Origin of the sequence: Caulobacter sp. CCG-8 (assembly GCF_037402475.1) — a bacterium.
In the GTDB taxonomy this organism is placed as follows: Bacteria; Pseudomonadota; Alphaproteobacteria; order Caulobacterales; family Caulobacteraceae; genus Caulobacter.
Genome location: NZ_JBBEUD010000025.1, coordinates 14,820 through 39,034 on the forward strand (window position 1 = coordinate 14,820; position 24,215 = coordinate 39,034).

General features: G+C 69.1%; 24 protein-coding genes. 13 read left to right on the plus strand and 11 right to left on the minus strand.

Translation table 11 applies throughout. The annotated features are described in order from the left end of the window. The first annotated feature begins 1 nt into the window (after position 1). A complete protein-coding gene (locus WAE60_RS20670) occupies positions 2 to 517 on the plus strand; it encodes a group 1 truncated hemoglobin (protein WP_337688391.1) in 516 nt (171 codons plus the stop codon). Here WAE60_RS20670 and WAE60_RS20675 read toward each other — a convergent pair whose 3' ends face one another. Together WAE60_RS20675 and hflK are read right to left on the minus strand one after the other, a co-directional pair. After that, entirely contained in the window at positions 518 to 1,366 is an 849-nt protein-coding gene (locus tag WAE60_RS20675) for a protease modulator HflC (RefSeq protein WP_029915704.1), read from the minus strand. Then, positions 1,363 to 2,472: an FtsH protease activity modulator HflK gene (gene hflK, locus WAE60_RS20680; protein ID WP_029915706.1), complete on the minus strand. Its 1,110-nt coding sequence runs from the start codon at positions 2,470 to 2,472 to the stop codon at positions 1,363 to 1,365. Before hflK ends, WAE60_RS20675 begins: the two co-directional genes overlap by 4 nt. Before the next feature lie 121 nt (positions 2,473 to 2,593). Here hflK and WAE60_RS20685 point away from each other — a divergent pair, with 121 nt between their 5' ends. Continuing rightward, positions 2,594 to 3,703 carry an Mrp/NBP35 family ATP-binding protein gene (locus WAE60_RS20685; protein WP_337688395.1) on the plus strand — a complete coding sequence of 370 codons (1,110 nt, stop codon included), beginning with the start codon at positions 2,594 to 2,596 and terminating at the stop codon, positions 3,701 to 3,703. 201 nt (positions 3,704 to 3,904) lie between these two features. Here the strand turns inward: WAE60_RS20685 and WAE60_RS20690 are convergent, their stop codons facing one another. The 5 genes from WAE60_RS20690 to WAE60_RS20710 all read right to left on the minus strand — a co-directional run bounded on the left by WAE60_RS20690 (position 3,905) and on the right by WAE60_RS20710 (position 9,569). Beyond that, positions 3,905 to 5,215, minus strand: coding sequence for an outer membrane protein transport protein (locus WAE60_RS20690; RefSeq protein ID WP_029915709.1), 1,311 nt, complete (start codon positions 5,213 to 5,215; stop codon positions 3,905 to 3,907). Between the two features lie 274 nt (positions 5,216 to 5,489). Next, positions 5,490 to 6,398 (minus strand): SDR family NAD(P)-dependent oxidoreductase, encoded by a 909-nt coding sequence (locus WAE60_RS20695; RefSeq protein WP_337688397.1) that lies wholly within the window; start codon positions 6,396 to 6,398, stop codon positions 5,490 to 5,492. A gap of 202 nt (positions 6,399 to 6,600) precedes the next feature. Then, on the minus strand, positions 6,601 to 7,605 hold the full coding sequence (locus tag WAE60_RS20700) for an efflux RND transporter periplasmic adaptor subunit (RefSeq protein ID WP_337688400.1): 1,005 nt from the start codon (positions 7,603 to 7,605) through the stop codon (positions 6,601 to 6,603). Positions 7,606 to 7,626: 21 nt separating this feature from the next. Then, positions 7,627 to 8,376, minus strand: a complete 750-nt coding sequence (locus tag WAE60_RS20705) for an ABC transporter ATP-binding protein (protein ID WP_029915714.1) — start codon at positions 8,374 to 8,376, stop codon at positions 7,627 to 7,629. Further along, a complete protein-coding gene (locus WAE60_RS20710) occupies positions 8,373 to 9,569 on the minus strand; it encodes an ABC transporter permease (RefSeq protein WP_029915715.1) in 1,197 nt (398 codons plus the stop codon). Before WAE60_RS20710 ends, WAE60_RS20705 begins: the two co-directional genes overlap by 4 nt. Before the next feature lie 312 nt (positions 9,570 to 9,881). On the opposite strand from WAE60_RS20710, the gene WAE60_RS20715 reads away from it, so the two are divergent. The 3 genes from WAE60_RS20715 (at position 9,882) to WAE60_RS20725 (ending at position 12,794) form a co-directional block, all read left to right on the plus strand. Beyond that, positions 9,882 to 10,637 (plus strand): EF-hand domain-containing protein, encoded by a 756-nt coding sequence (locus WAE60_RS20715; RefSeq protein ID WP_337688404.1) that lies wholly within the window; start codon positions 9,882 to 9,884, stop codon positions 10,635 to 10,637. Between the two features lie 156 nt (positions 10,638 to 10,793). Beyond that, on the plus strand, positions 10,794 to 12,074 hold the full coding sequence (locus WAE60_RS20720) for a nucleoside transporter C-terminal domain-containing protein (RefSeq protein WP_029915717.1): 1,281 nt from the start codon (positions 10,794 to 10,796) through the stop codon (positions 12,072 to 12,074). A gap of 102 nt (positions 12,075 to 12,176) precedes the next feature. Further along, positions 12,177 to 12,794 (plus strand): glutathione S-transferase, encoded by a 618-nt coding sequence (locus WAE60_RS20725; protein ID WP_337688406.1) that lies wholly within the window; start codon positions 12,177 to 12,179, stop codon positions 12,792 to 12,794. 42 nt (positions 12,795 to 12,836) lie between these two features. On the opposite strand, the gene WAE60_RS20730 is transcribed toward WAE60_RS20725, so the two are convergent. Then, positions 12,837 to 13,286: a PaaI family thioesterase gene (locus WAE60_RS20730; RefSeq protein ID WP_337688408.1), complete on the minus strand. Its 450-nt coding sequence runs from the start codon at positions 13,284 to 13,286 to the stop codon at positions 12,837 to 12,839. Between the two features lie 160 nt (positions 13,287 to 13,446). Here WAE60_RS20730 and WAE60_RS20735 point away from each other — a divergent pair, with 160 nt between their 5' ends. From WAE60_RS20735 to WAE60_RS20745, 3 genes are all read left to right on the plus strand, one after another. Further along, the gene (locus tag WAE60_RS20735; RefSeq protein WP_337688410.1) at positions 13,447 to 14,304 is read left to right on the plus strand and encodes a hypothetical protein; all 858 of its coding nucleotides are present in this window, start codon (positions 13,447 to 13,449) and stop codon (positions 14,302 to 14,304) included. Then, the gene (locus tag WAE60_RS20740; RefSeq protein WP_337688412.1) at positions 14,301 to 14,606 is read left to right on the plus strand and encodes a DUF3253 domain-containing protein; all 306 of its coding nucleotides are present in this window, start codon (positions 14,301 to 14,303) and stop codon (positions 14,604 to 14,606) included. Before WAE60_RS20735 ends, WAE60_RS20740 begins: the two co-directional genes overlap by 4 nt. Before the next feature lie 70 nt (positions 14,607 to 14,676). After that, positions 14,677 to 15,318 carry a glutathione S-transferase family protein gene (locus tag WAE60_RS20745; RefSeq protein ID WP_337688413.1) on the plus strand — a complete coding sequence of 214 codons (642 nt, stop codon included), beginning with the start codon at positions 14,677 to 14,679 and terminating at the stop codon, positions 15,316 to 15,318. Here the strand turns inward: WAE60_RS20745 and WAE60_RS20750 are convergent. After that, a complete protein-coding gene (locus WAE60_RS20750; RefSeq protein ID WP_029915724.1) occupies positions 15,315 to 16,382 on the minus strand; it encodes a linear amide C-N hydrolase in 1,068 nt (355 codons plus the stop codon). The two genes, WAE60_RS20745 and WAE60_RS20750, sit on opposite strands and share 4 nt — an antisense overlap. A gap of 149 nt (positions 16,383 to 16,531) precedes the next feature. On the opposite strand from WAE60_RS20750, the gene WAE60_RS20755 reads away from it, so the two are divergent. The 3 genes from WAE60_RS20755 to WAE60_RS20765 all read left to right on the plus strand — a co-directional run bounded on the left by WAE60_RS20755 (position 16,532) and on the right by WAE60_RS20765 (position 19,442). Then, positions 16,532 to 17,119 (plus strand): uracil-DNA glycosylase family protein, encoded by a 588-nt coding sequence (locus WAE60_RS20755; RefSeq protein WP_337688414.1) that lies wholly within the window; start codon positions 16,532 to 16,534, stop codon positions 17,117 to 17,119. Next, positions 17,116 to 18,147 (plus strand): lysophospholipase, encoded by a 1,032-nt coding sequence (locus WAE60_RS20760; RefSeq protein ID WP_337688415.1) that lies wholly within the window; start codon positions 17,116 to 17,118, stop codon positions 18,145 to 18,147. Before WAE60_RS20755 ends, WAE60_RS20760 begins: the two co-directional genes overlap by 4 nt. A gap of 236 nt (positions 18,148 to 18,383) precedes the next feature. After that, complete coding sequence (locus WAE60_RS20765) at positions 18,384 to 19,442, plus strand: Glu/Leu/Phe/Val dehydrogenase (RefSeq protein ID WP_337688417.1); 1,059 nt, start codon at positions 18,384 to 18,386, stop codon at positions 19,440 to 19,442. Positions 19,443 to 19,580: 138 nt separating this feature from the next. Here the strand turns inward: WAE60_RS20765 and WAE60_RS20770 are convergent, their stop codons facing one another. Then, a complete protein-coding gene (locus tag WAE60_RS20770) occupies positions 19,581 to 21,041 on the minus strand; it encodes an MFS transporter (RefSeq protein ID WP_029915730.1) in 1,461 nt (486 codons plus the stop codon). Positions 21,042 to 21,156: 115 nt separating this feature from the next. Here WAE60_RS20770 and WAE60_RS20775 point away from each other — a divergent pair, with 115 nt between their 5' ends. Next, positions 21,157 to 21,366, plus strand: a complete 210-nt coding sequence (locus WAE60_RS20775; protein WP_029915732.1) for a UvrB/UvrC motif-containing protein — start codon at positions 21,157 to 21,159, stop codon at positions 21,364 to 21,366. A gap of 2 nt (positions 21,367 to 21,368) precedes the next feature. Here the strand turns inward: WAE60_RS20775 and WAE60_RS20780 are convergent, their stop codons facing one another. Next, positions 21,369 to 23,189 carry a CHASE3 domain-containing protein gene (locus WAE60_RS20780; RefSeq protein ID WP_337688418.1) on the minus strand — a complete coding sequence of 607 codons (1,821 nt, stop codon included), beginning with the start codon at positions 23,187 to 23,189 and terminating at the stop codon, positions 21,369 to 21,371. Positions 23,190 to 23,469: 280 nt separating this feature from the next. Here WAE60_RS20780 and WAE60_RS20785 point away from each other — a divergent pair, with 280 nt between their 5' ends. After that, on the plus strand, positions 23,470 to 24,153 hold the full coding sequence (locus tag WAE60_RS20785; RefSeq protein ID WP_029915737.1) for a TetR/AcrR family transcriptional regulator: 684 nt from the start codon (positions 23,470 to 23,472) through the stop codon (positions 24,151 to 24,153). Positions 24,154 to 24,215 lie beyond the last annotated feature (62 nt).

The following is a 24,215-nucleotide window of genomic DNA, read 5'->3' on the forward strand; positions in this document are numbered from 1 at the left end:
CATGCGCCTCGTCCTGGCCGCCACGGCCCTTTCCCTGACCTTCGCGGGCGTCGCCTTCGCCCAGCAGCCCGTTCCGTCCGGCGAACAGCCGGTCGAGCCCTACGTCCAGTCCAACGCCAACGCCGGCGCCACGCCGATGAAGGACAAGGCCGTGCTGGAGGCCTTCCACGGCAAGGACGGGATCGCGCGGATCGCCAGCGACCTGGTCGACCGCAACATCAGCGACCCGCGGATCAAGGACATCTTCGCCACCGCCGACATCGTCCGGCTGAAGCGGACCCTATCGGAGCAGTTCTGCTACATCCTGGCCGGCCCGGCCTTGGACGGCGGCTGCGACTATACCGGCAAGGACATGAGCGCCACCCACCAGTACCAGGGGATCACGCCGCGCGACTTCAACATCCTGGTCGAGAACCTGCAGAAGGCGATGGACAAGGAAGGCGTGCCCTTCGCCGCCCAGAACAAGCTGCTGGCCAAGCTGGCGCCGATGAGCCGCCAGGTGATCGAGCGGCGCTGATCAGCCCGCCGGGCCCTTCTCGAAGTACTTGAAGAACGCGCTGTCGGGCGAGAGCACCAGGGTGGTGTCGCCCTGGCCCAGCGACTTCTCGTACGCCTGCATCGACCGGTAGAAGGCGGCGAAGCCCGGATCGCGGCCGAAGCTCTCGGCGAACAGCTGGGCGCGCTGGGCGTCCGCGTCGCCGCGGATCTTCTCGGCTTCCTCGTAGGCGGTGGCGACGATCTCGCGGCGCTTCTGCTCGCCGATGGCCCGAAGCTCGGCGGCCTCCTGCTTGCGGGCCGTCTGCATGCGCTCGAACACCGCCTGTTCGTTGGTGGGCGGCAGGTCTGCGCGCTTGATCCGCACGTCGATGATCTGGACGCCCAGGTTCGAGGCGGCCACCTGGCGGGCGACGCGGGCGCGGATGGCGGCCATCACCTGGGCGCGCTTGCCGGCGATCACCTCTTCCGAGGTCGAACGGCCGATTTCCTCGCGCAGGGCGGCGTTGACGATGCGGTCCAGGCGGTCGGCGGCGACCGTTTCCTGGCCCAGGGCGCGGTAGAACTGGCGCGGGTCGGTGATGCGGTAGCGGACGAAGGCGTCGACCACCAGGCGCTCCTGGTCGGCGGCGGTGACTTCCTCCGGCTGGGCGTTCTTCATCTCGATGTTGCGCTTGTCGAACCGGATGACGGTGTCGAACGGGCTTTTCACGTGGAGGCCGGGCTCGCGTACGGTGCGGACCGGATCGCCCAGGCGGACGATCAGGGCCTGCTGGCGCTGGTCCACCTTGAACAGGGTGAAGTTGGCCAGGATCAGCAGGAACAGGGCGCCGACGCCGGTGGCCAGGACGGGCGGGTTGAGGCGGTTCATCGGACGGTCCCCTCGGCGGCGGCGGTGCTGGCGGCGACGGAGTTCCTGGGGCGGAACGCGTCGGGCGGCAGGATCACCGGGGCGGTCGCGCCCTTGTTGTCGATGATGACCTTGTTGGACCGCTCCAGCACCCGCTGCATGGTCTCGATATAGAGGCGCTCGCGGGTGACGGCGGGGGCCAGCTTGTACTGGGCGTAGACCTGGTTGAAACGGTCGGCGTCGCCGGCGGCCTCGCGCACGACCTGTTCGCGATAACCCAGCGCCGCCTGCTTGATCTGGGCGGCTTCGCCCCGGGCGTTGTTGGCGGCGGATTCGGCGTTCTGGGCGGCGCGCTGCACGTCGCGATAGGCTTCCAGCACCGGGCCCGGCGTGGTGGCGGCCTGGATGTTGACGCTCTGGATCGAGACCCCGACGTCGTAGCGGTCGAGGATGCGCTGCATCAGCGCCTCGGTCTGGTCCTGCACCTGGCCGCGGCCGGTGGTCAGGATCGGGGTGAGGGCGGTGCGGCCGATCACCTCGCGCATGGCGCTCTCGGCGACGTCCTTGATCACGGTGTCGGGCTCGCGGACGTTGAACGCGTATTTGGGCGCGTCCGAGACCTTCCATTGCACGGTGAAGCTCAGGTCGACGATGTTCTCGTCGCCGGTCAGCATCAGGCGCTCGTCCGATACCGGCTGGCTGACCGTGCCGCCGATGTCCAGGGTCTGGATCGAGGTGAAGGGCACCAGCTCGGCGTGCTCGACCGGCCAGGGCAGGTGGTAGCGCAGGCCCGGCTGGGCGGTGCGGCTGTAGGCGCCGAAGGTGGTGACCACCGCCTGCTCCTTGGGCTGGACCACGTAGCAGCCCGAGATCCCCCACAGCACCGCCAGGCCGGCGGCCGAGGCGAGGATGGCCCGGCCGCGGCTGGGACCGCCGAACGTCTGGCGCATCCGGTCGGACAGGCGCTCGATCAGGGCGTTGAAGTCGACGGGCGGCGGCGGCTCGCCGGGAGCCCTGGGGCCCCCGCCGCGCGGCTCCTCGCCTCTGTTGCGATCAGCGTCCTTCTTGCCGTCGTTCGGCGGCGGGGCGCCCCAGGGTCCGGGGCCGGCGTTGTCGTTCCAGGGCATGGGCGGTCTGGTCTTCCCGTCGCGGCGAATGGCGGGCCAATGGTGGGCCAAATGGCGGGGTTGTAAAACGACCCCCGCACGCGGATATGAAAGCCCCTGCAGAACAAGGCAAGACAATCCCGTGACCCCAGCTTCCCCCGCCACCCTCGATCACGCCCGCGCGGCGCTGGACCGGGTCGTCGATCCGGTCTCCGGCGAAGGCCTGGTCGCGGCCGGTCTCGTGCAGGGGCTGGTCGTGCGGAGCGGACGCGCGGGCTTCATGCTGGAGGTCCCGGCGTCGCAGGCGGCGACCTACGCCCCGGTCCGCGAGGCGGCCGAGAAGGCCCTGGCGGCCCTGCCGGGGATCGACGTCGCCCAGGTGGTCCTGACCGCCCAGGCGGCCGAGGGCGCGACCCGCGTGCGCAAGGGCGCCAAGGTCTCGGAAGACGGCCAGGCCAAGCTGGTCCCGCCGCCGGAAGCCGAGAAGCCGGCCCATGTGAAGCACGTGATCGCCGTGGCCTCGGGCAAGGGCGGGGTGGGCAAGTCCACCGTCGCCACCAACCTGGCCTGCGCCTTCGCCGCCCAGGGCCTGCGGGTGGGCCTGCTGGACGCCGACGTCTACGGCCCCTCAGCCCCGCGCATGATGGGCGTCGACGGCGAGCCCAGCTTCGAGGACGGCAAGCTGCAGCCGCTGGAGGCCCACGGGATCAGGCTGATGTCGATCGGCTTCCTGGTCGACGAGGGCAAGGCGATGATCTGGCGCGGCCCGATGGCCTCGTCGGCCGTGCGCCAGATGATCCACGACGTGGCCTGGGGCAGCGAGGCCGCGCCGCTGGACGTGCTCGTGGTCGACCTGCCGCCCGGCACCGGCGACATCCAGCTGACCCTGGTCCAGAAGCTGCGGATCGACGGGGCGGTGCTGGTCACCACCCCGCAGGAGATCGCCCTGATCGACGCCCGGCGCGCCGCGGCGATGTTCGGCAAGACCGCCACCCCGATCCTGGGCCTGATCGAGAACATGGCCTTCTTCGCCGACCCGGTCACCGGCGCCCCGATCCCGATCTTCGGAGCCGGCGGCGGCGTGGCGGAAGCCAAGACCCTGGGCGTGCCGGTCCTGGCCCAGGTGCCGATCGAGATCGCCGTCCGCGAGGCGGGCGACGCGGGGACGCCCGTGGTGCTGCGCGCGCCGGACAGCGCGGCGGCCAAGGCGTTCGCAGGGGCGGCGAAGGCTCTCTGGACCAGCATCCAATAATCCGCTCATCCCGGCGAATGCCGGGACCCAGATCCCACAACGGGGTCGGAGGGTTGGAGGGGCTCAGTGTTCCTGGCGACAGCCCCAAAGCCATTCCATCTGGGTCCCGGCATTCGCCGGGATGAGCGGAAGTTGGTTTGAAAGAAAAAGGCCGCCCGGGTTTCCCCGGACGGCCTCGTTCCGTTCAGCTCACGTCGAAGCCTAGAAGCTCCAGCGGACGCCCGTCGACAGGACCACCGCCGAGCCGCCGACGTCGCCCTTGAGGTTCAGGGCCGTCGCCGCCGCGGTGCCGGCGTAGATCGTCTCGGTGCGGTTGATCGTCGTGTCGTCGAAGTTGATGTACGACACGGCCGCGTCCCACGAGATGCTGTCGGTGGCCTTCCAGGTCGAGCCGATCGCGTACAGCATGCGGTCGCCGTCCGGCACGCGGGCGGTGCGGCCGATGTCCGGCGTCGGGGTCGGGTCGAACTGCACGCCGCCGCGCAGGGTCAGCTTGTCGTTGACCACGTAGTCCACGCCGACGGCGTAGGTCGTGGTGTCCTTGTAGTTCTGCTCGCTGATCTGGGTGCGGCCGGCGTACTGGATGACGATCTGGTCGAACTCGCCCCAGCCGATGCGCGAGACCGAGGCGTTCAGCGTGGTCTTGTCGTTGACCTGCCAGCGGGCGCCCAGGTTGGCCATCCACGGGGTGGTGATGTTGGCGACGCCGTCGGTGCTGACGTTGTTGGGGGCCAGCGGGCCGAGCAGGCCCGAGACGACGACCTTGCCGTCCAGGTCGTGCTTGATCTTCGAGCGGTACGACGCGCCGATCGTCAGGGTCGGCGTGGCGTGGAACTGGGCGCCCACGTTCCAGCCGTAGTCCCAGTTGCCTTCGCCCTTCAGCGAGGACGAGCCGTCGGGCAGCAGGGGCGACAGGTTCGGCAGGGCCGAGCTGAGCTCGGCGTCGGTGTACTGGGCCGAAACGCCCACGCCCAGGTCGAGCATGTCGTTGACGCGGTAGGCCACCACGCCGTTGACGTCGATGGTCGTCAGGTTCGACTTCAGGGCATCGTACCGGGTCCAGCTGTTGCTGTTGTAGTCGGTGGTGAAGTTGTAGGGCGCGGCGACCGACAGGCCCAGGGCCAGCTTGTCGTTGACGCGGAAGGCGCCCGCGAAGTTCGGCACGATGCCGTTGTTGATCGGGCCGCCGGCGATGCGGTCGCCGCCGACCGGGGTGGTCAGGCCGGCCGGGGGGATCGGACGGGTCAGGGTCGAGCCGCGGTCGTTGACCTGGGAGTCGACCTGGACGAGGTGCAGGCCGCCGTAGATCTCGTTCTTGTCGAGACCGGCGATCGAGGCCGGGTTCCACCACAGGCTGGCGGCGCCGCGGTCGGCCACTTCGCCCGAATAGGCGCGGCCGGCGCCGCGGACGGATTGCTCTTGCAGATAGAACGCCGCGGCCGAGGCCTGCGAAGCGGCCGCCAGGACGGCCAGCGCCACGCCGGCGGCGAGGGAGGTACGCGAAATAGACATGAGAGACGACCTTCTGGGGAGGAAGCTCCGGCGCCCTTGATGGCGCCGGTTGCCGTCGCTCTAACGCATTAAGTCAAAAAACGTTGCTTTTTATTCGCAAAACGGTGAATTTTGTACCTGATGTCAAATAACCAAGATCGGTATTCGATGTCTATATTTCGCTGTTACGTCAGAAGTGCTTCTCGTTGCCTAAAAACAGCGCGGTTGAGCTGACGTAAGGGAAGTCTACGTCAGCCCAATCCGCGCTGCAATTCAGAATCGTCGGGTGAACGACTTAGCCGCCGGCCAGCGTGCGGAAGAACTTCGCGCCCTGTTCGCCGCCGTTGAAATAGGCCTTCTGGCCGGGCTCGGCGGTGATCTTGTCCCAGTTGTCGCGGACTTCCTCGGCCGACAGGCCGCCTTCGCCCAGATAGACGCCTTCGGTCTCGTAGATTCGCGACAGGGCGAAGGCCCCGGCGCCGGCGGTCAGGATCGCGCCCGTGGGAGCGTCTTCCGAGACCAGGTAGACCACGCCGGGGGTCACGTATTCCGGCTTCAGCTTCTCCAGCACTTCCGGCGGCATCAGGCCCTCGGTCATGCGGGTGGCGGCCACCGGGCTGATGGCGTTGATCTTGACGTTGTTCTTGGCGCCTTCGAGCTTCAGCGTGTTCATCAGGCCCAGCACCGCCATCTTGGCCGCGCCGTAGTTGGACTGGCCGAAGTTGCCGTACATGCCCGAGGACGAGGTGGTGACGACGATGCGGCCGTAGTTCTGGGCCTTCATGATGTCCCAGACCGCCTTGATCGGCTTGAACGTGCCGAAGACGTGGACCTGCAGGACCAGCTCGAAGTCGGCCAGCTCCATCTTGGTCAGGGTCTTGTCGCGCAGGATGCCGGCGTTGGCGATCAGGATGTCGATCCGGCCCCACTTGTCCATCGTGGTCTTGACCAGGTCGGCGACGCCGGCGTCGTCGGTCACCGAGGCGCCGTGCGCGATGGCCTGGCCGCCCAGGGCCTCGATCTCGGCCACGACCGCCTTGGCCGCTTCGGACGAACCGCCCGAGCCGTCGACGCTGCCGCCCAGGTCGTTGACCACCACCTTGGCCCCGCGCCGCGCCAGCTCCAGCGCATGCTGCCGGCCCAGGCCGCCGCCGGCCCCCGTGACGATCGCCACCTGACCGTCGAACCGGATATCGTCCGCCATGCTCGTATCTCCCTCAAACGCGTGTTTGGTTTGGCGCGTTTGTGCGGCGCGGGAGAGGGGGCGTCAAGATGGAGCCTCTTCCCCCTCCGGGGGAGGAGGTCGCGCAGCGACCGGAGGGGGCAAGGGCTAGGTGCAGAGCGGGCGAACACTTGCCCCCTCCGCGCCTGCGGCGCTCATCCCCGGAGGGGGAAGAGGACTCGGACTAAGCCTTCTTCTTCTCGCCCCCGGCCACCGGCGGCTTGGGCTGGTCGCGCTTCACGCCGGCTTTCTGGCCGGGCTTCATGAACTTGACCAGCACGCGCTGGCCCACCAGGACCGGGGCGCCGTCGGCGCTGACCACCACCTCGACGACGCGCTCGTCGCTGCGCTGGCTGGGATCGTCCGAAGCCAGTTTGCGGGCCCCGAACACGGCGGCGCGGCGCAGCACCTTGCCGACATAGGTCTTGGTCGGGTCGGCTTCCGGCTGGATCTCGACCTCCTGGCCGATCGTGACGTTGGGGATGTCGGCCTCGACGATCTCGGCGCGGACGATGCGGGCGGTCTGGGGCTCGAGGTCGAACATCGGGGTGACATTCAGGGTCGAGGCGCCCGAGCCCGGATTGGCGTAGCGGCGGGCGATGCGGCCGTTGGCCGGGGCGCGGATCACCGTCAGTTCCTGGTTGTAGCGGGCCTGGGCCAGCTGGGCGGTCGCCACCTGGATCGCGGCCTGCTGGGCCTGGATGTTGGCGTTGGCCGACGAGATCTGGTCCTGGGCGGCGTCCAGGCGCTGGCCGGCCACGAAGTTGGAGGCCGACAGGTTCTGCAGGCGCTTGTACTCGCGTTGGCCGGTGCGCAGCTGCACCTGGTAGACCGCGATCTGGGCGCGGGCCGAGGCGAGGCTGGCCGAGGCGGTGTCGGCGGCCAGGCGGGCGTCGTCGTCCTCCTGCTTGGCCAGGGGCTGGCCGGCGACCACGTCCTGGCCTTCCTGCACATAGACCTCGCGCACGATGCCCTGGCGGCGCGCGGCCACCTGGATGATGCCGCCCTCGACGTCGGCCTTGCCGTTGGCGATGGCCGCGTAGGGGGAGGGCTCCTCCGCCACGGCGGCGGCCTCGAGCTTCTTCTTCTTTTCGGCCGCCTGGCCCTTCAGGAACAGGAAGCCGCCGCCCCCCAGCAGGACGAGGGCGATGACGATCCAGAAGGCGGGACGGCGCAGGAACGCGGGCATGTTTGAGAGCTTCCCCAGAGATCAGTGGCTGAGCGGCGGCGGATTGGCGTCGGGCGTTCTACGCACGTCGTCCAGGATGCGGCCGTCTTCGATGTGGATGACGCGGTCGGCATAGGCTTCCAGCCGCGGGTCGTGGGTCACGCAGATCACCGCCGCGCCGCGCTCGGTGGCGGCCTGGCGCAGCAGGCGGATGACCACCTCGCCGCTCTTGCCGTCCAGGGCCGAGGTCGGCTCGTCGGCGAAGATCAGGTTCGGGTTCTTGGCCAGGGCGCGGGCGATGGCCACGCGCTGCTTCTCGCCGCCCGACAGCTCGGACGGGCGCTGGTTGACGCGCGGGCCCAGGCCCACCGACTCCAACACCGCCTGGGCGCGCCGGCCGGCCTCGCCAGGGCCGACGCCCTGGTACTTCAGGGCCGTCATCACCTGCTGCTTGGCGGTCAGGGCCGGGAACAGGTTGAAGCCCTGGAAGATGAAGCCGCAGTGGTCGAGACGGAACTTGTCGATCTTGCCCGCCGACAGCTTCCACAGGTCGGGCGTGTCCATCGCCTGGACCTTGCCTTCCTCGGGACGCAGCAGGCCCGACAGGGCCGCCACCAGGGTCGACTTGCCCGAGCCCGAGGGGCCCATGACCATGGTTACGTCGCCGTGCTTGGCGTCGAAGTCCACGCCCTTGAGCACCTCGATGAAGGTGCGGCCGGTCTTGAAGCGCTTGACCAGACCCTTGGCCATCAGGGCGCTTTCGCCGCGCTTGTGGCTGTGATCGCCGTTCATCGCAAAAGGTCCGCGGGCTGGCTGTTCTTGAGGATGCCCAGCGACAGGAAACCGGACAGCATGGCGATGACGATCAGGAAGACCGAGACCAGCGCCACCAGGGCGGGCGGGAAGGCCATCGGCACGCCGTTGGCCGTGGCGATCAGCCAGACCAGCCAGGTCAGCAGGCCCGAGGCCAGGACCCCGACCACCCCGACCCAGAAGCTCAGCTCCATGACGATGTTGCGCAGGTCGCCCATCGACACGCCCAGGGCGCGCAGGCTGGCGAACTCCTTGATGTTGGCCATGATCGCCTGGCGCAGGGTCTGCCAGGTGATCACCACCCCGATGAACAGGCCCAGGAACGCCGAGAAGCCCAGGATGATGCCGATGATCTGGTCCTCGAACATCGCACCGGAATTGGCGTCGGCCAGTTCCTGACGGGTCCAGGCGCGGAACTTGCCGTCGCCCTTCTTGTTCAGCTGGGCGGCGACGATCTCGGCGCGGGCCGGGTCGCGGATCTGCACCATCAACGGGCCGACGCGCTGGCCGGTGTCGGCCTCGCCCAGCATCCGCAGGGTGTCGCGCGACATCACCAGGGTGGGCTGGATGATGTTGGGATAGCCGTCTGTGACCACGCCGATGGTGATGGTCTTGCCGTTGTACAGCGCCTTGTCGCCCTTCTTGACGCCCAGGCGGGGCAGGGCGGTGCGGTCGACCGCCACGGCGTAGGGCTGGCGCAGGGCCTCGACCATGCCCGGCGTGTAGTCGGTGGGCACGGTGACGTAGCCGGGGATGGCGTCGATGACGGTGACGTTGACGAACTCGCTCTTGCGTCCGCCCCCGCCGCCGCCCTTTCCGCCCTTCTTGGCGCGGGCCTCGGCCTTGGCCTGCTGCTCGGGCGACAGGATGTTCTGGAAGCGTCCGCCGGACCCGTCCAGCGGGGCCACCTGAACCACTTCGGGGTGGGTGTAGACCAGCGGGATCATCCGGCGCGGCAGGCCGGACGGGCCGCCGTTGAACAGCGCCTTGGCGCCCGGGCCCAGGACCATGATGTCCGCGCGGGCCCGATCGATCTGGGCGGTGAAGCCTTTGCCGATGCCGACGAAGATGCCGACCTGCGCCAGCACGAGCAGGCCCGAGAAGGCCAGGGCGACGACCGCCGCCATGTATCTACGCCACTCGTACAACAGTGTGGCCAAGGCCAACGACATGCTTGAAACGCTCCCCACATCTAGGGTTGCAGCAATGACCGGTGAACTTCAAGCGGCCAAGTTAAATCGGGTTAAGGCGTGTCGGGCGGGCCCTGGAAGCGGCGCCTTGCGCGTTTCGGCGGCGCGGACGCCGGCGCGCGCCGCCTGGCGAAGCGCGCCGATCCCCTCCCGCCGTATCGATGGCCGGGCCATTGTAGCGTTCCCGTAACAACTTGAAATAGGGCACGTTTTTCGCACCCCACCGACCGCGTCGAGCCTTCGGCGCGGGCGCCCGGCGCAGGGACCGGCGCTCCTTCGTCAAAGGAGAGACAGATGACCATATCCAGTGTCGGGTCCTCATCGCTTCTGCAGCAGTTGATGCAGGCCAGGGCGACGACCGCGACCCAGACCGACTCCACGTCCAGCGAGGCGCTGTCGTCGATCGGGCAAAACCTGCAGACCGGCGGCAAGAACGGTCCGCCGCCGCCGATGCAGGGCTGGTCCTCGTCGGGCCAAGGTTTCGGGGCCGATACATTGGCCTCGCTGCTCTCGACCCAGCAGACCGACCAGAGCGACCGCGCCGCCGCGATGTTCGCCGACGCCGACGCGGACGGCGACGGCTCGGTGACCAGCGACGAGCTGGCCACGGCCATGGCGGCCCACGCCCCCGAGGACCTGCCGTCCGACGCGCCCAGCGCCACGGACATGGCGTCGAACATGATCTCCAGCGGCGACACCGACGGCGACGGCAAGCTGTCGGCCAGCGAGTTCCAGGCCATGAAGCCGCAGCACGGCGGCCCGCACGGGGCCGGCGGCCCGCCGCCAGGACCGCCGCCATCGGGCGGCGCGGACGACAGCGGCTCGTCGACGTCCGACTCGACCGACCCGGCCGACCTGAACGGCGACGGCGTGGTCTCGGCGGCCGAACTGGCCCAGACCCTGAGCGCGTCGGTCGATCAGCTGGGTTCGGACGTCTCCAGCGACGCCTCGGACCTGATGCAGAAGCTGCTGGCCCAGCTGACCGCCAACCTCACCAGCACGACGATGTCCACCAGCTCGACCTCGTCCTCGGTCGACGTCGCGGCCTGACGGCGGCCTGATCCCGGGACGCGCGAGGGTCGGGCAGTTCGCCCGGCCCTCGCGGTTTCGCGCGCATACCGCTTGCGCGCCGCCCCCCATTCATAGTCATTTGGGCCCTTGGCCGCGTCGCGGGGGCGCGTCGCTCATCTAGGATCCTTCGTCTTGATCTTCCTTCCCGAGAACGTCCAGGCCCTGGCGGGCGTGGCGCTGATCCTCGGCCTTTGCTGGCTCGTCTCCGAGAACCGCAAGCGCTTTCCGCTGGTTCTGGCCGTCTGCGCGATCGCCATCCAGCTGGTCCTGGTCTTCGTGCTGTTCCGCCTGCCGGCCACGCGCGACGCCCTGCAGGGCGTGAACGGCGCGGTCGAGGGCCTGGCCTCGTCGACTCAAGCCGGGACCAACTTCGTGTTCGGCTACCTGTCGGGCACCACGCCGCCCTATACCGAGACCAATCCGGGGGCCGGCTTCCTGTTCGCCTTCCGCGTCATGCCGGTGATCCTGGTGGTCTGCGCCCTGTCGGCCCTGCTGTGGCACTGGGGCATCCTGAAGTGGCTGGCCAAGGGGCTGGGCTTCCTATTCCAGAAGACCCTGGGCCTGCGCGGCCCGCCGGCCCTGGCCACCGCCGCCACCATCTTCATGGGCCAGATCGAGGGGCCGATCTTCATCCGCGCCTATCTGGAGCGCCTGACCCGTTCGGAGCTGTTCATGCTGATCGCGGTCGGCATGGCCTGCGTCAGCGGCTCGACCATGGTCGCCTACGCCACCATCCTGCACGACGTCCTGCCCAACGCCGCCGCCCACGTGCTGGCCGCCTCGCTGATCTCGGCCCCGGCCGGGGTGCTGCTGGCCCGGATCATGGTGCCCGGCGACCCCAGCGAGAAGTCCGACGACCTGGACCTGGCCGAGGAGGACAAGACCTACGGCAGCTCGATCGACGCGGTCATGAAGGGCACCACCGACGGTCTGCAGATCGCCCTGAACGTCGGCGCCACGCTGATCGTCTTCATCGCCCTGGCCACCATGGTCGACAAGATCCTGCTGGCCCTGCCGATGGTGGGCGGCGAGCACCTGAGCATCGCCCGCATCCTGGGCGTGATCTTCGCGCCCCTGGCCTGGGCCATGGGCATCCCGTGGAAGGAGGCCGGCGCGGCCGGCGGCCTGCTGGGCGTCAAGCTGATCCTGACCGAGTTCACCGCCTTCATCCAGCTGGCCAAGGTGGGCCCGGAGATGCTGGACCCGCGCACCCGGATGATCATGACCTACGCCCTGTGCGGCTTCGCCAACATCGGCTCGGTGGGCATGAACGTCGCCGGCTTCTCGGTGCTGGTGCCCACGCGCCGGCAGGAGGTGCTGGGCCTGGTCTGGAAGGCGATGATGGCCGGCTTCCTGGCCACCTGCCTGACGGGCTCGCTGATCGGCCTGATGCCGCGCGGCTGGTTCGGCCTCTAGATCCCCCCCCCTCCGGGGGAGGTGTCCCGAAGGGACGGAGGGGGTTTCCTTCCCTCACGGAACCGAAGCATCCTCCCGGTCAAAAGCCGGGAGGATTTTTCGTTGAAGCTCTACGACAGCCGCCGTGCTCCCAATCCCCGCCGCGTGCGGTGGTTCATGGCCGAGAAGGGCATCGACGACATCGAGATCGTCGACGTCGACATCTTCGGCGGCCAGCACCGCACCCCCGAATACCTGGCCAAGGTCGGCCTACCCAACGTGCCGGCGCTGGAGATGGACAACGGCCAGACGATCACCGAGTCGGTGGCCATCTGCCGCTTCCTGGAAAGCCGCTATCCGCAGCCCAACCTGTTCGGCGAGGACGCCTGCGAGGCGGCGGTGATCGAGATGTGGTCGCGCCGGGCCGAGATGATGGTGGCCACGCCGCTGATGATGCTGGTCCGGCACACCCATCCGGCCCTGGCGGCCATCGAGACCCAGGTCCCCGAGATCGCGGCCGGCAATCGCACCATCGCGGAGCGGGGGCTGAAGATGCTGGACCGCCGCCTGGCCGAAAGCGAATTCATCGCCTGCGAGCGCGTGACCATGGCCGACATCCTGGCCGCCACCGGCCTCGACTTCGCCCGCATGGCCCGTTTCCGGCCCGATCCGGAGCTGGCCAACGTCAAGCGTTGGCTGGACGGCATGATGGCCCGGCCGGCCGCGAAGGCGGGGACCTAGCGCTCCACGGCTGGGGACAGGCGCATGCGCCTGTCCCCAATTCTAGCGCGGCCGGATCTTCTTGATCACGCCCGAGAAGCTCAGCATCGGCGCGCCGCCGGTCGAGATCAGGCCGCGCACGAACAGCAGCGAGCCGCCGGCCTTGGTGACCTCGCCGGTCGATTCCACCAGGTCGCCGGCCTTGGCCGGGCCCAGGAACTCGCCGTTCAGGCTGACGGTCACGGCGCGGACGTCCTTCAGGTGCGCCCACGAGATCGAGAACAGCGAATAGTCGGCGAAGGTCATCATGCAGCCGCCGTGCATGAAGCCGCCGCCGTTCATGTGGCGGGCCTCGGCGCGGAAGGCGCTGCGGACGACGCCGTTCTCTTCCTTGAAGTAGAACGGCCCGGTCTGGTCCTCGAAGGCGTCCATGCCGGCCCAGGTGCGCCAGCCGGCCCACTCGCCGTCCGTCACCAGCTTGGGTCCGTCCCAGATCTCGTTGCCGCCGTCCATCCGTCCCTTGCCCCGTTTTTCTTTGGGTTGTCTTTGAGGACCTAAGGCCCGACGGCCAGGCGCGCAAGTCGGCCCATGTCATAGGGTGTCAGCAACAATCGGCGTGACGGCCCCCGGTCGCGCCGTGCACAGTCCGGGCGACTCGGCGGGGGAGGGGCTCATGACGGTCGGAAAGCGGATGGCGTGGATCGCGGCGGGGATCGCCGCGGTGATGCTGGCGGGCCCGGCCTGGGCCGGCGTGATGTCGCCGTTCGAGTTCCGGCTGGAGCTGCGCGACGCCATCCACCGGTTGTCGCCGAAGGCCAAGATCGAAATGGTGGGCGATGACGCCCTGCGCGTCGTGCCGCCGGGATCCAAGCCCGACGACGGGGTCTCGCTGTTCATCGGCAACGCCTATCAGCGCTATCTGAACAAGCCCGAGCTGCTGGAGACCATCGTCGGCCAGATGGCGCGGTCGGCGCTGGGCGACAGCGATCAGGCGGCGGTCACCCCGGAAAGCCTGGTCGTGCTGATCCGGCCCAAGGACTACGTGACCGCGCCCGGCGCCGGGAAGGTCAAGATGCTGACGCGGCCGTTCGCGGGGGACTTCATCGAGATCATCGCCGTCGACGGGGAGGAGACCTTCACCATGCCCTCCGCCGACAAGGTCACGCCGCTGTTCCCCGACGTGGCGGCGGCCTGGGCGCGGGCCGACGCCAACACCCGCGCCAAGATGGGGCGCATGGAGATCGACACCCTGGAGCCCGGGGTCTGGACCATCACCAACCAGAGCAGCCTGGCCCTGAACTTCGTCGACCAGCCCGACACCTGGGCGGTCCACGGCGTGACCATGACCGGCGACCCCGTCGCGGTCTTCTCGCAGCGCAATCTCTTGCTGCTGGTCGACGGGGGGGATAAGGAGCGGCTGGAACGCGTCGCGATGTTCGTCGATCAAATCGCCGGCGACCCCGAAATCATCTCCACGACCATGTTCACGCGTCACAACGGCGTCTGGTCCGTGCTCGAGCGAAAACCATGACCACCCCGATCCAAGACACCATCCTTTCGCAGCTGGCCGCCGTGGCGCCGGGCAAGTCCATCGATCCGATGTCGGTGGCCAAGGCGATCCAGCCCGAGCGCTGGCAGCGCCTGCTGGGCCACATCCGCACCGACGTCATCGAGCTGGCGCGCCAGGGCCAGATCGTCATCCTGCGCCACAACAAGCCCGCCGACCCCGAGACCTTCCGCGGCGTCTACCGCCTGCGCCTGCGCCAGGACGGCGACCCGACCAGCTTCGAGAAGGTCGCGGACGAGGGCGGCGATGAGGGCGGCGAGGACTGATCGCACCTAAGTCTTGATTCAAAACGCGATCGGTGGACCTATGAGTTGAACTCATAAGGGAGGGTCCACCATGATCGTCTACGGCTCGTCTCTGTCGCCCTATGTGCGCAAGACCCTGGCCTTCGGGGCCGAGAAGGGGCTGGTGCTGGAGAACAAGGTCCCGCGGCCCGGCGAGCCCGATGCCGAGTTCCTGGCCTGCAGCCCGTTCAAGAAGATCCCGGGCTTCAAGGACGGCGATTTCCAGATCTCCGACTCCTCGGCGATCATCACCTATCTGGAAGCCCTGCATCCCGAGCCGAACCTGATCCCGACCGACCCGCGCAACCGCGCCCGGGCGATCTGGTTCGAGGAGTTCACCGACACCATCGTGGTCGCCGCGGCGGGGCCGCTGTTCTTCAACCGCATCGTGGGCCCCAAGTTCATGGGCGTGACCGGCGACGAGGGCGCCTGCGTCAAGGCCGAGCGCGAGACGATCCCGCCGCTGCTCGACTATCTGGAACGCATCGTGCCCGACGCCGGCGGCTTCCTGCTGGAGGATCGGATCACCCTGGCGGACCTCGCCGTGGCCAGCCCGTTCGCCAATCTCGATCATCTCAGCTTCGACCTGTCGGCCTGGCCCCGGACCAAGGCCTATGTCGAGGCGATCCTGGCCCGGCCCTCGTTCGCCGAGCGGGTCGCCAAGGAAAAGCGCCTGCTGGGCGCGGTGGCCTAGGAGCCGGACAGGCCCAGGAACTTGAACGGCGTCGCCGGCTTGAAGTCGGCGGTCGCGTCGCCCGAATAGGTGTGGTCCTGGTCCTTGCCCAGGTCGAGCCGCTTCACCGGCGCCTTCTCCGAGAAGTCGATCTTCTTGAGGTCCACCCAGAAGGTGTTCGGCGTCAGGGCGGACTCGAAGAAGTAGAGCTTGCGCTTGTGGTCGAACACAGTGCGCCAGCGGGTCGACGAGATGTTCGGCTCGTCGGGGGTGGTGATCCCGTAGGGCACCGAGGCGTTTCGGATCACGCTGAACACGCTGGCCAGGGCGCGGTTGGGGTCCTCGTCCTTGGGGATGGCGTCGACATAGAACGCGGCGCGGGCGAAGCGGTCAGAGGCCCGGTTCGTGCCGGGCAACATCACCGTGCCGCCGATCTGCTTCCAGTAGGCGACCAGGGCCAGCTGCTGGTCGAAGGTCGGCGAGTTGGTCATCACCTGGTACTGGCGGCCGTGGTGGATCACCTGCTTGCCGCCGACATATTCGACGATGGCGCTGTCGCCGGTCGCGTCCGACATCGACAGGTGCAGGGTGGCCAGGCGCTGCTCGCCGGGCACGGCGTCGGTGACGATGGTGAAGGGCTCCTTCTCCAGCGCCGCCACGGCCTCGGCGACGGTGGCGTAGTTGTCCAGCACGTACTGGGCCCAGGCGGCGATGGTCAGGCCCGGCTTGCTGTCCTTGCCGAACGGCGGGTACTGCGACTCCACCAGCCACAGCACGTTGGCCATCAGGCCCTTCTCGTTGACGCCGTCGGTGGTCGAGATCTCGTAGCCGGTGGCGATCACGCTGCCGTATTTCGAGGTCCACTTGATCGAGTTGGAGCCGGCCTGGCCGTCGCGGGCCATGCCGCGCGGGAAGATCCAGAGGTTGGTCTGGACGTCCACCTTCCAGTCCATCGACCGGGCGGTGATGATGTTGTCGTTCGGGCCCAGATAGACCACGCGGGTGCAGGCCTGGGCGATGGGCGCGGCCAGGGTGACGGCGATGGCCAGGGCGACGACGATCCAGGCGGCGAGCGTCTGCGGCATGACGGTTTCCTCCGTGTGGAAGGCCATTGATGGGGTGTCCGCCCGAGACCGGACAATCGGGGATCGCCTCTAGCCGGCCTCCTGCGATTTCCCGATCCGCGACGCCGCGCCCCGCTTGCCATCCGGGGCGCAGGGCCTAAGTCAGCGGCATGCCGCTGGACGCCATCCTCGCCGACATCGCCGCCTGCCGCGCCTGCGCGCCGTACCTGCCGCACACGCCCCGACCGGTGGTGCGGGTGGGGGAGGGCACGCGCCTGCTGATCTGCGGCCAGGCGCCGGGGCGGCTGGTGCACGAGACCGGCCTGCCGTTCAACGATCCGTCGGGAAAGCGCCTGCGCGATTGGATGGGCGTCGATCGCGAGACCTTCTACGGCCGCGAGGAGATCGGGGTGGCGGCCATGGCTTTCTGCTTCCCGGGCACCAATCCCAAGGGCGGCGACTATCCGCCGCCGGCCCGCTGCGCCGCCCTGTGGCGCAAGCCGCTGCTGGCGGCCCTGCCGAACGTCGAGCTGACCCTGCTGGTCGGGAGCCATGCCCAAGCCTGGGCGTTGGACTCCAGGATGAAGGGAAGCATGACCGACACCGTCGCCGCCTGGCGCGACTACATCGACCAAGGGGTCCTGCCGCTGCCGCACCCGTCCTGGCGCAACACCGCCTGGCTCAAGCGCAACCCGTGGTTCGACGCCGAGGTCGCGCCCTATCTTCGCCGCCGAGTGGCGGGCATCCTGGCGTCATGAACCGTCGGATTCTCCTCCTCGGGGCCGCCTGCACGGCCGGCCTGGCCGCCTGCACCCCGGTGACCCAGCGTCCGGGACCGGGGCAGCTGGGCTATCGCGGTCCGCGCCTGGACGACGACGGCCTGTTCAGCTTCGACGGCAAGAAACTGGGCCTGACGAAGTGGCTGCCGCCCGAAGGGACGCCCATCACCCAGGTGATCGTCGCCCTGCACGGCATGAACGACTATTCCAACGCCTTCCACCTGGCGGGGCCGTTCTGGGCCCGGCAGGGGATCGCCACCTACGCCCTCGACATCCGGGGCTTCGGCCGCTCGCCCGACCGGGGGGTCTGGGCGCCGCCGGAGCTGGTGGTCGAGGACATCCGCACCGCCGTCGCCCTGGTCCGCGAGGCCCATCCCGAGGCCAAGGTGGCCCTGGCCGGCGAGAGCATGGGCGGGGCCCTGGCCATCGTCGCCATGGCGTCGGAGCGGCCGCCGGCCGTCGACCGCCTCCTGCTGTTCGCCCCGGCCGTCTGGGGCTGGTCGAACCAGCCTCTGCCCTACAAGACCAGCCTTTGGATCACCGCCCACACCACGCGCAGCTGGGTGGTCAAGCCGCCCGAGTGGCTGGTCAGGAACGTCCAGCCGACCGACAACATCGAGGAGCTGCGGCGCATGGGCCGCGATCCGTTGATGATCTGGGGCGCGCGGTCCGACACGCTCTACGGCCTGGTCGGGCTGATGGAGAAGGCCTGGGCGTCGCTGGGCAAGGTCCAGGTGCCGGTGGCCTATTTCTACGGGGCCAACGACCACATCATCCCCAAGGAGCCGACCATGGAGGCGGCCCGGCGGCTCAAGCCCGACGACCGCTCGGCCTTCTACGCCGACGGCTGGCACCTTCTGCTTGTCGACAAGCAGGCCCAGGTGGTGTGGACCGACGCGGCGGCGTTCCTGAAGGACGCGCTGGCCGACCTGCCGTCCGGCGCCCCGCCGATCCCGGGCGCGCCGACCGCGCCGAACGTGGTGCGCAGTCAGCTTTCCAAGCAATAAAACTCCGCTCATCCCGGCGAATGCCGGGACCCAGATCCTAAAGCCGGGTGGCTGATTGGAAGGGCTCAGCGCTCTTGGCGTCAGCCACACCGCCATTCCATCTGGGTCCCGGCGTTCGCCGGGAAGCGGATGTTGGAGGATGTGGCGATAAGCCATGTAGCCAAAGGGCTTGTTCACACCACCTGGCCAGCGTACACCCGCGCGCAAACTTTCTGACCTAGGGCAGGACTCACGGCATGACTTTGTTCGATTCCCCGGATTTCGAGGGACACGAAGGCGTACACGCGTTCTTTGACGAAAAAACCGGCCTGAAGTCGATCATCGCCCTTCATTCCACCGCGCGCGGCCCGGCCGCCGGCGGTTGCCGCATGTGGGACTATTCCAGCGCCGACGCCGCCGTGACCGACGCCCTGCGGCTGTCGAAGGGCATGTCGTACAAGAACGCCATGGCCGACCTCGAGTTCGGCGGCGGCAAGGCCGTAATCATCGGCGACGCCCGCAGCCAGAAGACGCCGGAGCTGTTCGAGGCCTTCGGCCGCGCCGTCGACAGCCTGGCCGGCAAGTACTGGACCGCCGAGGACGTCGGCGTCTCGCCCGCCGACCTGGTCGCCACCCGCCGCACCACCCAATACGTCGCCGGTCTGGAAGGCCACGCGGCCGCCTCGGGCGACCCGTCGCCGGTCACCGCCGAAGGCGTGTTCCGGGGCGTGCGCCTGTGCGTCCAGCGGGCCCTGAACCGCGACCTGAACGGCGTAACCGTCGCCATCCAGGGCGTCGGCCACGTCGGCGCCTATCTGGCCGAGAAGCTGCACGCCGCCGGCGCCCGGCTGATCATCGCCGACGTCAACCAGAAGGCCCTGGACGAGGTGGCGGCCAAGACCGGCGCCAGGATCGTCTCGACCGACGCCATCTTCGACGTCGACGCCGACGTCTTCGCCCCGTGCGCCCTGGGCGGCGCGATCTCGGCCACCACCCTGCCGCGCCTGAAGGTCAAGGTGATCGCCGGCGGGGCCAACAACCAGCTGGCCGACAAGACGATCGGCCAGGCGGTCTATGACCGCGACATCCTCTACGCCCCCGACTACGTGATCAACGGCGGCGGCATCATCAACGTGGCCGGCGAGATCCGCGCCCTGGAGGCTGGGACGGCCTTCGATCCCGCGTGGGTGGCCGCCAAGCTGGACCGCCTGGCCCAGACCCTGGGCGAGGTGCTGGACCACTCGCTGGTCGACAAGCGCCCGGCCAACCTGGTCGCCGACGAGATCGCTCGCGCGCGCATCGCGGCGGCGAAATAAGAAACCCTCTCCCAGAGGGAGAGGGCGGGGCCCGCGCTCGAAGAGCGTGGGAGGGTGAGGGGTTACACCCTCACCGATTTCTCACGAGCGCCCTGCCGGCACGCCGTCAGCCGTTCCTAACCCCTCACCCTCCCACCGCTACGCGGCGGGTCCCTCCCTCTCCCTCTGGGAGAGGGCGTCTACGCGCACCCTTCCCGAAATCTCCGCCCCCGCGTCGCGGTCCAGCCGCAGGTAGACCGGCAGGGCCGCCAGCGTCACCAGGCCGATGGCCACGAACGGCCAGGTGAAGCGGTCCGGCGTCAGGTGGGCGCCGTGGCCGCGCGCCAGGTGCAGCATCAGGCCGCCGAAGCTCACTCCCAGGGCCAGGCCGACCTGCTGGGTCACAGCCGCCAGGGTCGAGGCGGCGGCCACCCGGGGCTGGGGCACGTCGGCGTAGGCGATGGTGTTGGCGGCGATGAACTGGTTGGACCGCGCGAAGCCGGCCAGGAACAGGGTGGCGGTCATCACGACCATGGGCGTGGCCGGCGTGAAGAAGCCCGGCATGGCCGTCAGGATCGCCGTGGCCACCACGAACACCGCCAGCGAGGTGCGGAAGCCGAAGCGCTTCAGCCCCGCCGCCGCGAAGGGCCGGGCGATCAGGGTGCCGACCCCGGTGCCCAGGGTCACGGCGCTGGCCTTCAGCGGGCTCCAGCCCAGGGCCACCTGCAGCAGCAGCGGCAGCAGGAAGGGGCTGGCCCCGATGCCCAGCCGCACGAACGACCCGCCCAGCAGGCTGGCGCGATAGGTGCGGTACTTGAGCAGGCCCAGGTCCAGGATCGGCCGGGGCGTGATCTTGGACTTGCGCAGATAGAGCCAGCCGGACGCCAGGGCGATCGACAGCACGGTCGCCTGGCCCCACGGCGGCAGCAGCGACAGGCCCGCCGTCTCGGCCACCACGACCAGGCCGCTGATCGCCACGGCCGACAGCAGGAAGCCCAGGGTGTCGAACCGGCCCATCTCCTGGGGCTGGCTCTTGGGCACGAACCGCATCACCGCCGTCATGCCCAGCAGGCCGATCGGCAGGTTCAGGTAGAAGATCCACGGCCAGTCGGCGACGGCCAGGACCAGGCCGGCCAGGGGCGGGCCGATCAGCGGACCGATCAGGGCGGGCATGGTGAACCAGCCCATGGCCCGGATCAGCTTGTCCTTGGGCGTGGAGCCCACGACGATCAGCCGCGCCACCGGCGTCATCATCGCCCCGCCGATCCCCTGCAGGATGCGCGAGGCCACCAGCGCCTCCAGGTTCCGCGACAGGCCGCACAGGGCCGAGCCGGCCAGGAACACGACCATGGCCGTCATGAACACCCGCCGGGCGCCGAACCGTTCCGCCGCCCAGCCGCTGGCCGGGGTGAACACCGCCAGGGCCAGGATGTAGGAGGTCAGGGCCAGCTTCAGGTGGATGGGATCGACGCTGAAGGCCCGGGCCAGGGTGGGCAGGGCGGTCGACAGGGCGGTGGAGTCGATGAACTCCATCAGCAGGGCGCTGGCCACGGCCAGCGAGATCAGCCGGGTTCCGAGAACCGAGTTGTCCGGGGAAGGGGAAAGCGGATCGGTCGACACGACGGGCGGCTTACGCCTGCCGGGGCGCGATCTCAAGTCGCCCGATCCAAAGTGGGATGGCCGACCGATCCGACATTTCGCGCGTTATCTTCCGTGCACACGCCGGGAGTCCGCGATGACCCAGGAAACCCATCTGTCGGAACTGGAGGAGGAGATGGCCCAGGCCGTCGCCGCCGAGGACTTCGAAACGGCCGCCCTGCTGCGCGGCCAGATCGACCAGATTCGCCGCGACCAGCGGGTCCTGGAACAGCCCGGCGCGAACGGCCCCCAGGCCGCCTATTTCAAGAACCGCGAGACGGGCAAGGCCGGCTTCCGCCTGCAATAGGCCTACTGCCCGGAGAGGGCGTCGAGCAGTTCCCGGTCCAGTTGCTCCAGCGTGAACGGCTTGGTCAGCAGGCGGGTGCCCGCGTCCAGCGTGCCGTTGTGGACGATGGCGTTGCGGGTGTAGCCGGTCATGTAGACCACCTTCAGGTCCGGCCGCAGGGCCAGGGCGGCCTCCACCAGCTGGCGGCCGTTGGAGCCGGGCATGACCACGTCGGTCAGCAGCAGGTTGATCTCCGGACGCTGGGCCAGGCGCTCCAGCGCCACCGCCGCACCGTCGGCCTCGATGACCTTGTAGCCCAGCTCGCGGGCGGCGCTGACGGTGAAGCTGCGCACGCCCGGATCGTCCTCGGCGACCAGCACGGTGAAGGCCTCGCCGCGGGCCACGACCGGGGCGGGGACCACCGGCTCGTCAAGCGGCAGGCCCTGGGTGTCGCGCGGCAGGTACAGCTTGACCGTCGTGCCCACGCCTAGCTCGCTGTAGAGCTTGATGTGGCCGCGCGACTGCTTGAGGAAGCCGTGCACCTGGGACAGGCCCAGGCCGGTGCCTTCGCCCAGGCGCTTGGTGGTGAAGAACGGGTCGAAGGCGCGCTCCATCACCTCAGGCGTCATGCCGCCGCCGGTGTCGGTGATCGCCACCAGCACGAACTGGCCGGCCTCGACTTCGTCGTGGGCGTCGGCATAGGCCTTGTCGAGGAAGGCGTTCGAGGTCTCGATCGTCAGGCGGCCGCCGCCGAGGTTGGCCTCGCTCATGGCGTCGCGGGCGTTGACCGCCAGGTTCAGGATGGCGCTTTCCAGCTGCGGCGGATCGACGAAGGCGCGCCACAGGCCGCCGGCCAGCACGGTCTCGACGGCGATGTGCTCGCCCAGGGCCCGGCGCAGCAGTTCCGACATGTCGGCCACGCACTTGTTGACGTCGGTGGGCTTGGGATCCAGCGGCTGCTGGCGCGAGAAGGCCAGCAGGCCCTTGGTCAGGGCGGCCGCGCGGTTGGCGCCCGACAGGGCGTTCTCGGCCAGGCTCAGCAGCTTCTCCTGCCCCGACAACCGGCGGATCAGCATGTCCAGATTGCCGACGATGATCGCCAGCATGTTGTTGAAGTCGTGGGCGACGCCGCCGGTCAGCTGACCCAGCGCCTCCATCTTCTGGGCCTGGCGCAGCTGGGCCTCGGCTCGTTCGCGCTGGGCGATTTCGGTCTTGAGGGCCAGGTTGTGGCCGCTTAGTTCGCGGGCGTGGTCGCGGGTCTCGCGGGTGACCGCATAGGCTAGCACCGCGGCGGCGACCAGGGCCAGGACGATGACCCCGATCAGCAGCGATCGCTGATTGGCGACGGCCGCTTGGCGCTGGACCAGCAGGTTCGCCTCGTAGGTCTCGAAGTCCTGGCTGAGCGCGCGGACGCGGTCCATCTGGGCCTTGCCCAGGTTGGTCTTGAGACGGGCGACGGCGGCGTCGGCGCGGCCGTCGCGGGCCATGGCCACGGTGAGGTCCAGCTCGGCCATCTTGGTGTCGATGGCCTGGATCAGGTCGGCGACGCGCCGGCGCTGCGCCGGATTGTCGGCCACCAGGGCGCGCAGCTGGGCCTTCAGGGCCGGAAGGCGGTCGTGGGTCTGGTTGTAGGGCTGCAGGTAGGCGGGATCGTGGGTCAGCAGGTAGCCGCGTTGGGCGGTCTCGGCGTCCTGCAAGGCGCTGAAGGTCACCGTCTGGACCCGGCGCACCTCCACGGAGTGCGACGCCCAGCGCTCGGCCGCCGCCCCGCTGATGGCGACGACCATGGCCGCGACCGCGGCGCAGACCAGCAGCAGGAAGCCCACGACGAGGCTCAGACGCACGCCCCGTCCGTGGGGCTGGGCGTCGCTCGACAGATCACGCGCCAAACTCGACTACTCCCCGATGGGTGTCCCGTCCCCTTCGAACCCAGGTTTGATACGTGGAATCGAGGAGGGCGACAAACGGGGCGATGCGCCGTGGCCGCCGAAACGGCGGCGCCCAGCGCCATGGGGCGCCTCGCTTGGCGCCGCTTTCAGAATTCCTCCGTCCGCGTTCCATCTTGACGCTTGCGCCAATTTCGAACGGCCGTAAGACTTCCCCGCAGGTAAAGGGGATACCGTAGTGAGTCCGAAGAGCGACGGCGCGACCGTCACCACCGCGCCTGAAACCGACGTCGAGGGCGTCGACAACGAAGCCGTCACCAAGAACCTGGTGTTCGTCGCCGCCGAACGTCTGTTCGCGCTGCACGGCTTCCAGAACGTCTCGGTGCGCGACATCACCGCCGCGGCGGGCGTCAACCTGGCCTCGGTGAACTATCACTTCGGCTCCAAGGACGCCCTGCTGTACGAAATCTTCCGCCGGCGCACGGTGGAGCTGAACCGCGAGCGGGCCAAGAAGCTGCACGAGGCGATCGATCGCCACGCGGGCAATCCGCCCGTGCGCGAGATCCTGGCCGCCCTGCTGACCCCGCCGCTGAAGTGGCTGGCCCCCGACCACGAGCGCCGCATCTCGCTGCAGTTCCTGATCCGGGCCCGCAGCGAGGGCACCGACGAGATCCGCAAGGTGCTGCAGACCGACGTCACCCACCTGCGCCGCTTCTCCGACGCCCTGCTCAAGGCCCGTCCGGACCTGCCGGCCGAGGAGATCTACTGGCGGCTGCACTTCACCCTGGGCATGCTGCACAACAACCGCTTCGCCGAGTTCGACCGCCTGAACGTCCTGTCGGAAGGCACGACCAGCGAGGCCGACGTCGAGGCGCTGCTGGGGCGGATGCTGAACTTCGCCGAGGCGGGCTTCTCGGCCTAGCAACAGGTCCACGCCATCGAGATCGGCCGCGTTCCGCAAGGGGCGCGGCCTTTTTCTTGGGC

Coding starts and splice junctions, on each gene's coding strand:
- WAE60_RS20670 (WP_337688391.1), top strand. CDS start 2: ATGCGCCTCGTCCTGGCCGCCACGGCCCTTTCCCTGACCTTCGCGGGC.
- WAE60_RS20675 (WP_029915704.1), bottom strand. CDS start 1,366: ATGAACCGCCTCAACCCGCCCGTCCTGGCCACCGGCGTCGGCGCCCTG.
- hflK (WP_029915706.1), bottom strand. CDS start 2,472: ATGCCCTGGAACGACAACGCCGGCCCCGGACCCTGGGGCGCCCCGCCG.
- WAE60_RS20690 (WP_029915709.1), bottom strand. CDS start 5,215: ATGTCTATTTCGCGTACCTCCCTCGCCGCCGGCGTGGCGCTGGCCGTC.
- WAE60_RS20695 (WP_337688397.1), bottom strand. CDS start 6,398: ATGGCGGACGATATCCGGTTCGACGGTCAGGTGGCGATCGTCACGGGG.
- WAE60_RS20700 (WP_337688400.1), bottom strand. CDS start 7,605: ATGCCCGCGTTCCTGCGCCGTCCCGCCTTCTGGATCGTCATCGCCCTC.
- WAE60_RS20705 (WP_029915714.1), bottom strand. CDS start 8,376: ATGAACGGCGATCACAGCCACAAGCGCGGCGAAAGCGCCCTGATGGCC.
- WAE60_RS20710 (WP_029915715.1), bottom strand. CDS start 9,569: ATGTCGTTGGCCTTGGCCACACTGTTGTACGAGTGGCGTAGATACATG.
- WAE60_RS20715 (WP_337688404.1), top strand. CDS start 9,882: ATGACCATATCCAGTGTCGGGTCCTCATCGCTTCTGCAGCAGTTGATG.
- WAE60_RS20730 (WP_337688408.1), bottom strand. CDS start 13,286: ATGGACGGCGGCAACGAGATCTGGGACGGACCCAAGCTGGTGACGGAC.
- WAE60_RS20735 (WP_337688410.1), top strand. CDS start 13,447: ATGACGGTCGGAAAGCGGATGGCGTGGATCGCGGCGGGGATCGCCGCG.
- WAE60_RS20740 (WP_337688412.1), top strand. CDS start 14,301: ATGACCACCCCGATCCAAGACACCATCCTTTCGCAGCTGGCCGCCGTG.
- WAE60_RS20745 (WP_337688413.1), top strand. CDS start 14,677: ATGATCGTCTACGGCTCGTCTCTGTCGCCCTATGTGCGCAAGACCCTG.
- WAE60_RS20750 (WP_029915724.1), bottom strand. CDS start 16,382: ATGCCGCAGACGCTCGCCGCCTGGATCGTCGTCGCCCTGGCCATCGCC.
- WAE60_RS20755 (WP_337688414.1), top strand. CDS start 16,532: ATGCCGCTGGACGCCATCCTCGCCGACATCGCCGCCTGCCGCGCCTGC.
- WAE60_RS20760 (WP_337688415.1), top strand. CDS start 17,116: ATGAACCGTCGGATTCTCCTCCTCGGGGCCGCCTGCACGGCCGGCCTG.
- WAE60_RS20765 (WP_337688417.1), top strand. CDS start 18,384: ATGACTTTGTTCGATTCCCCGGATTTCGAGGGACACGAAGGCGTACAC.
- WAE60_RS20775 (WP_029915732.1), top strand. CDS start 21,157: ATGACCCAGGAAACCCATCTGTCGGAACTGGAGGAGGAGATGGCCCAG.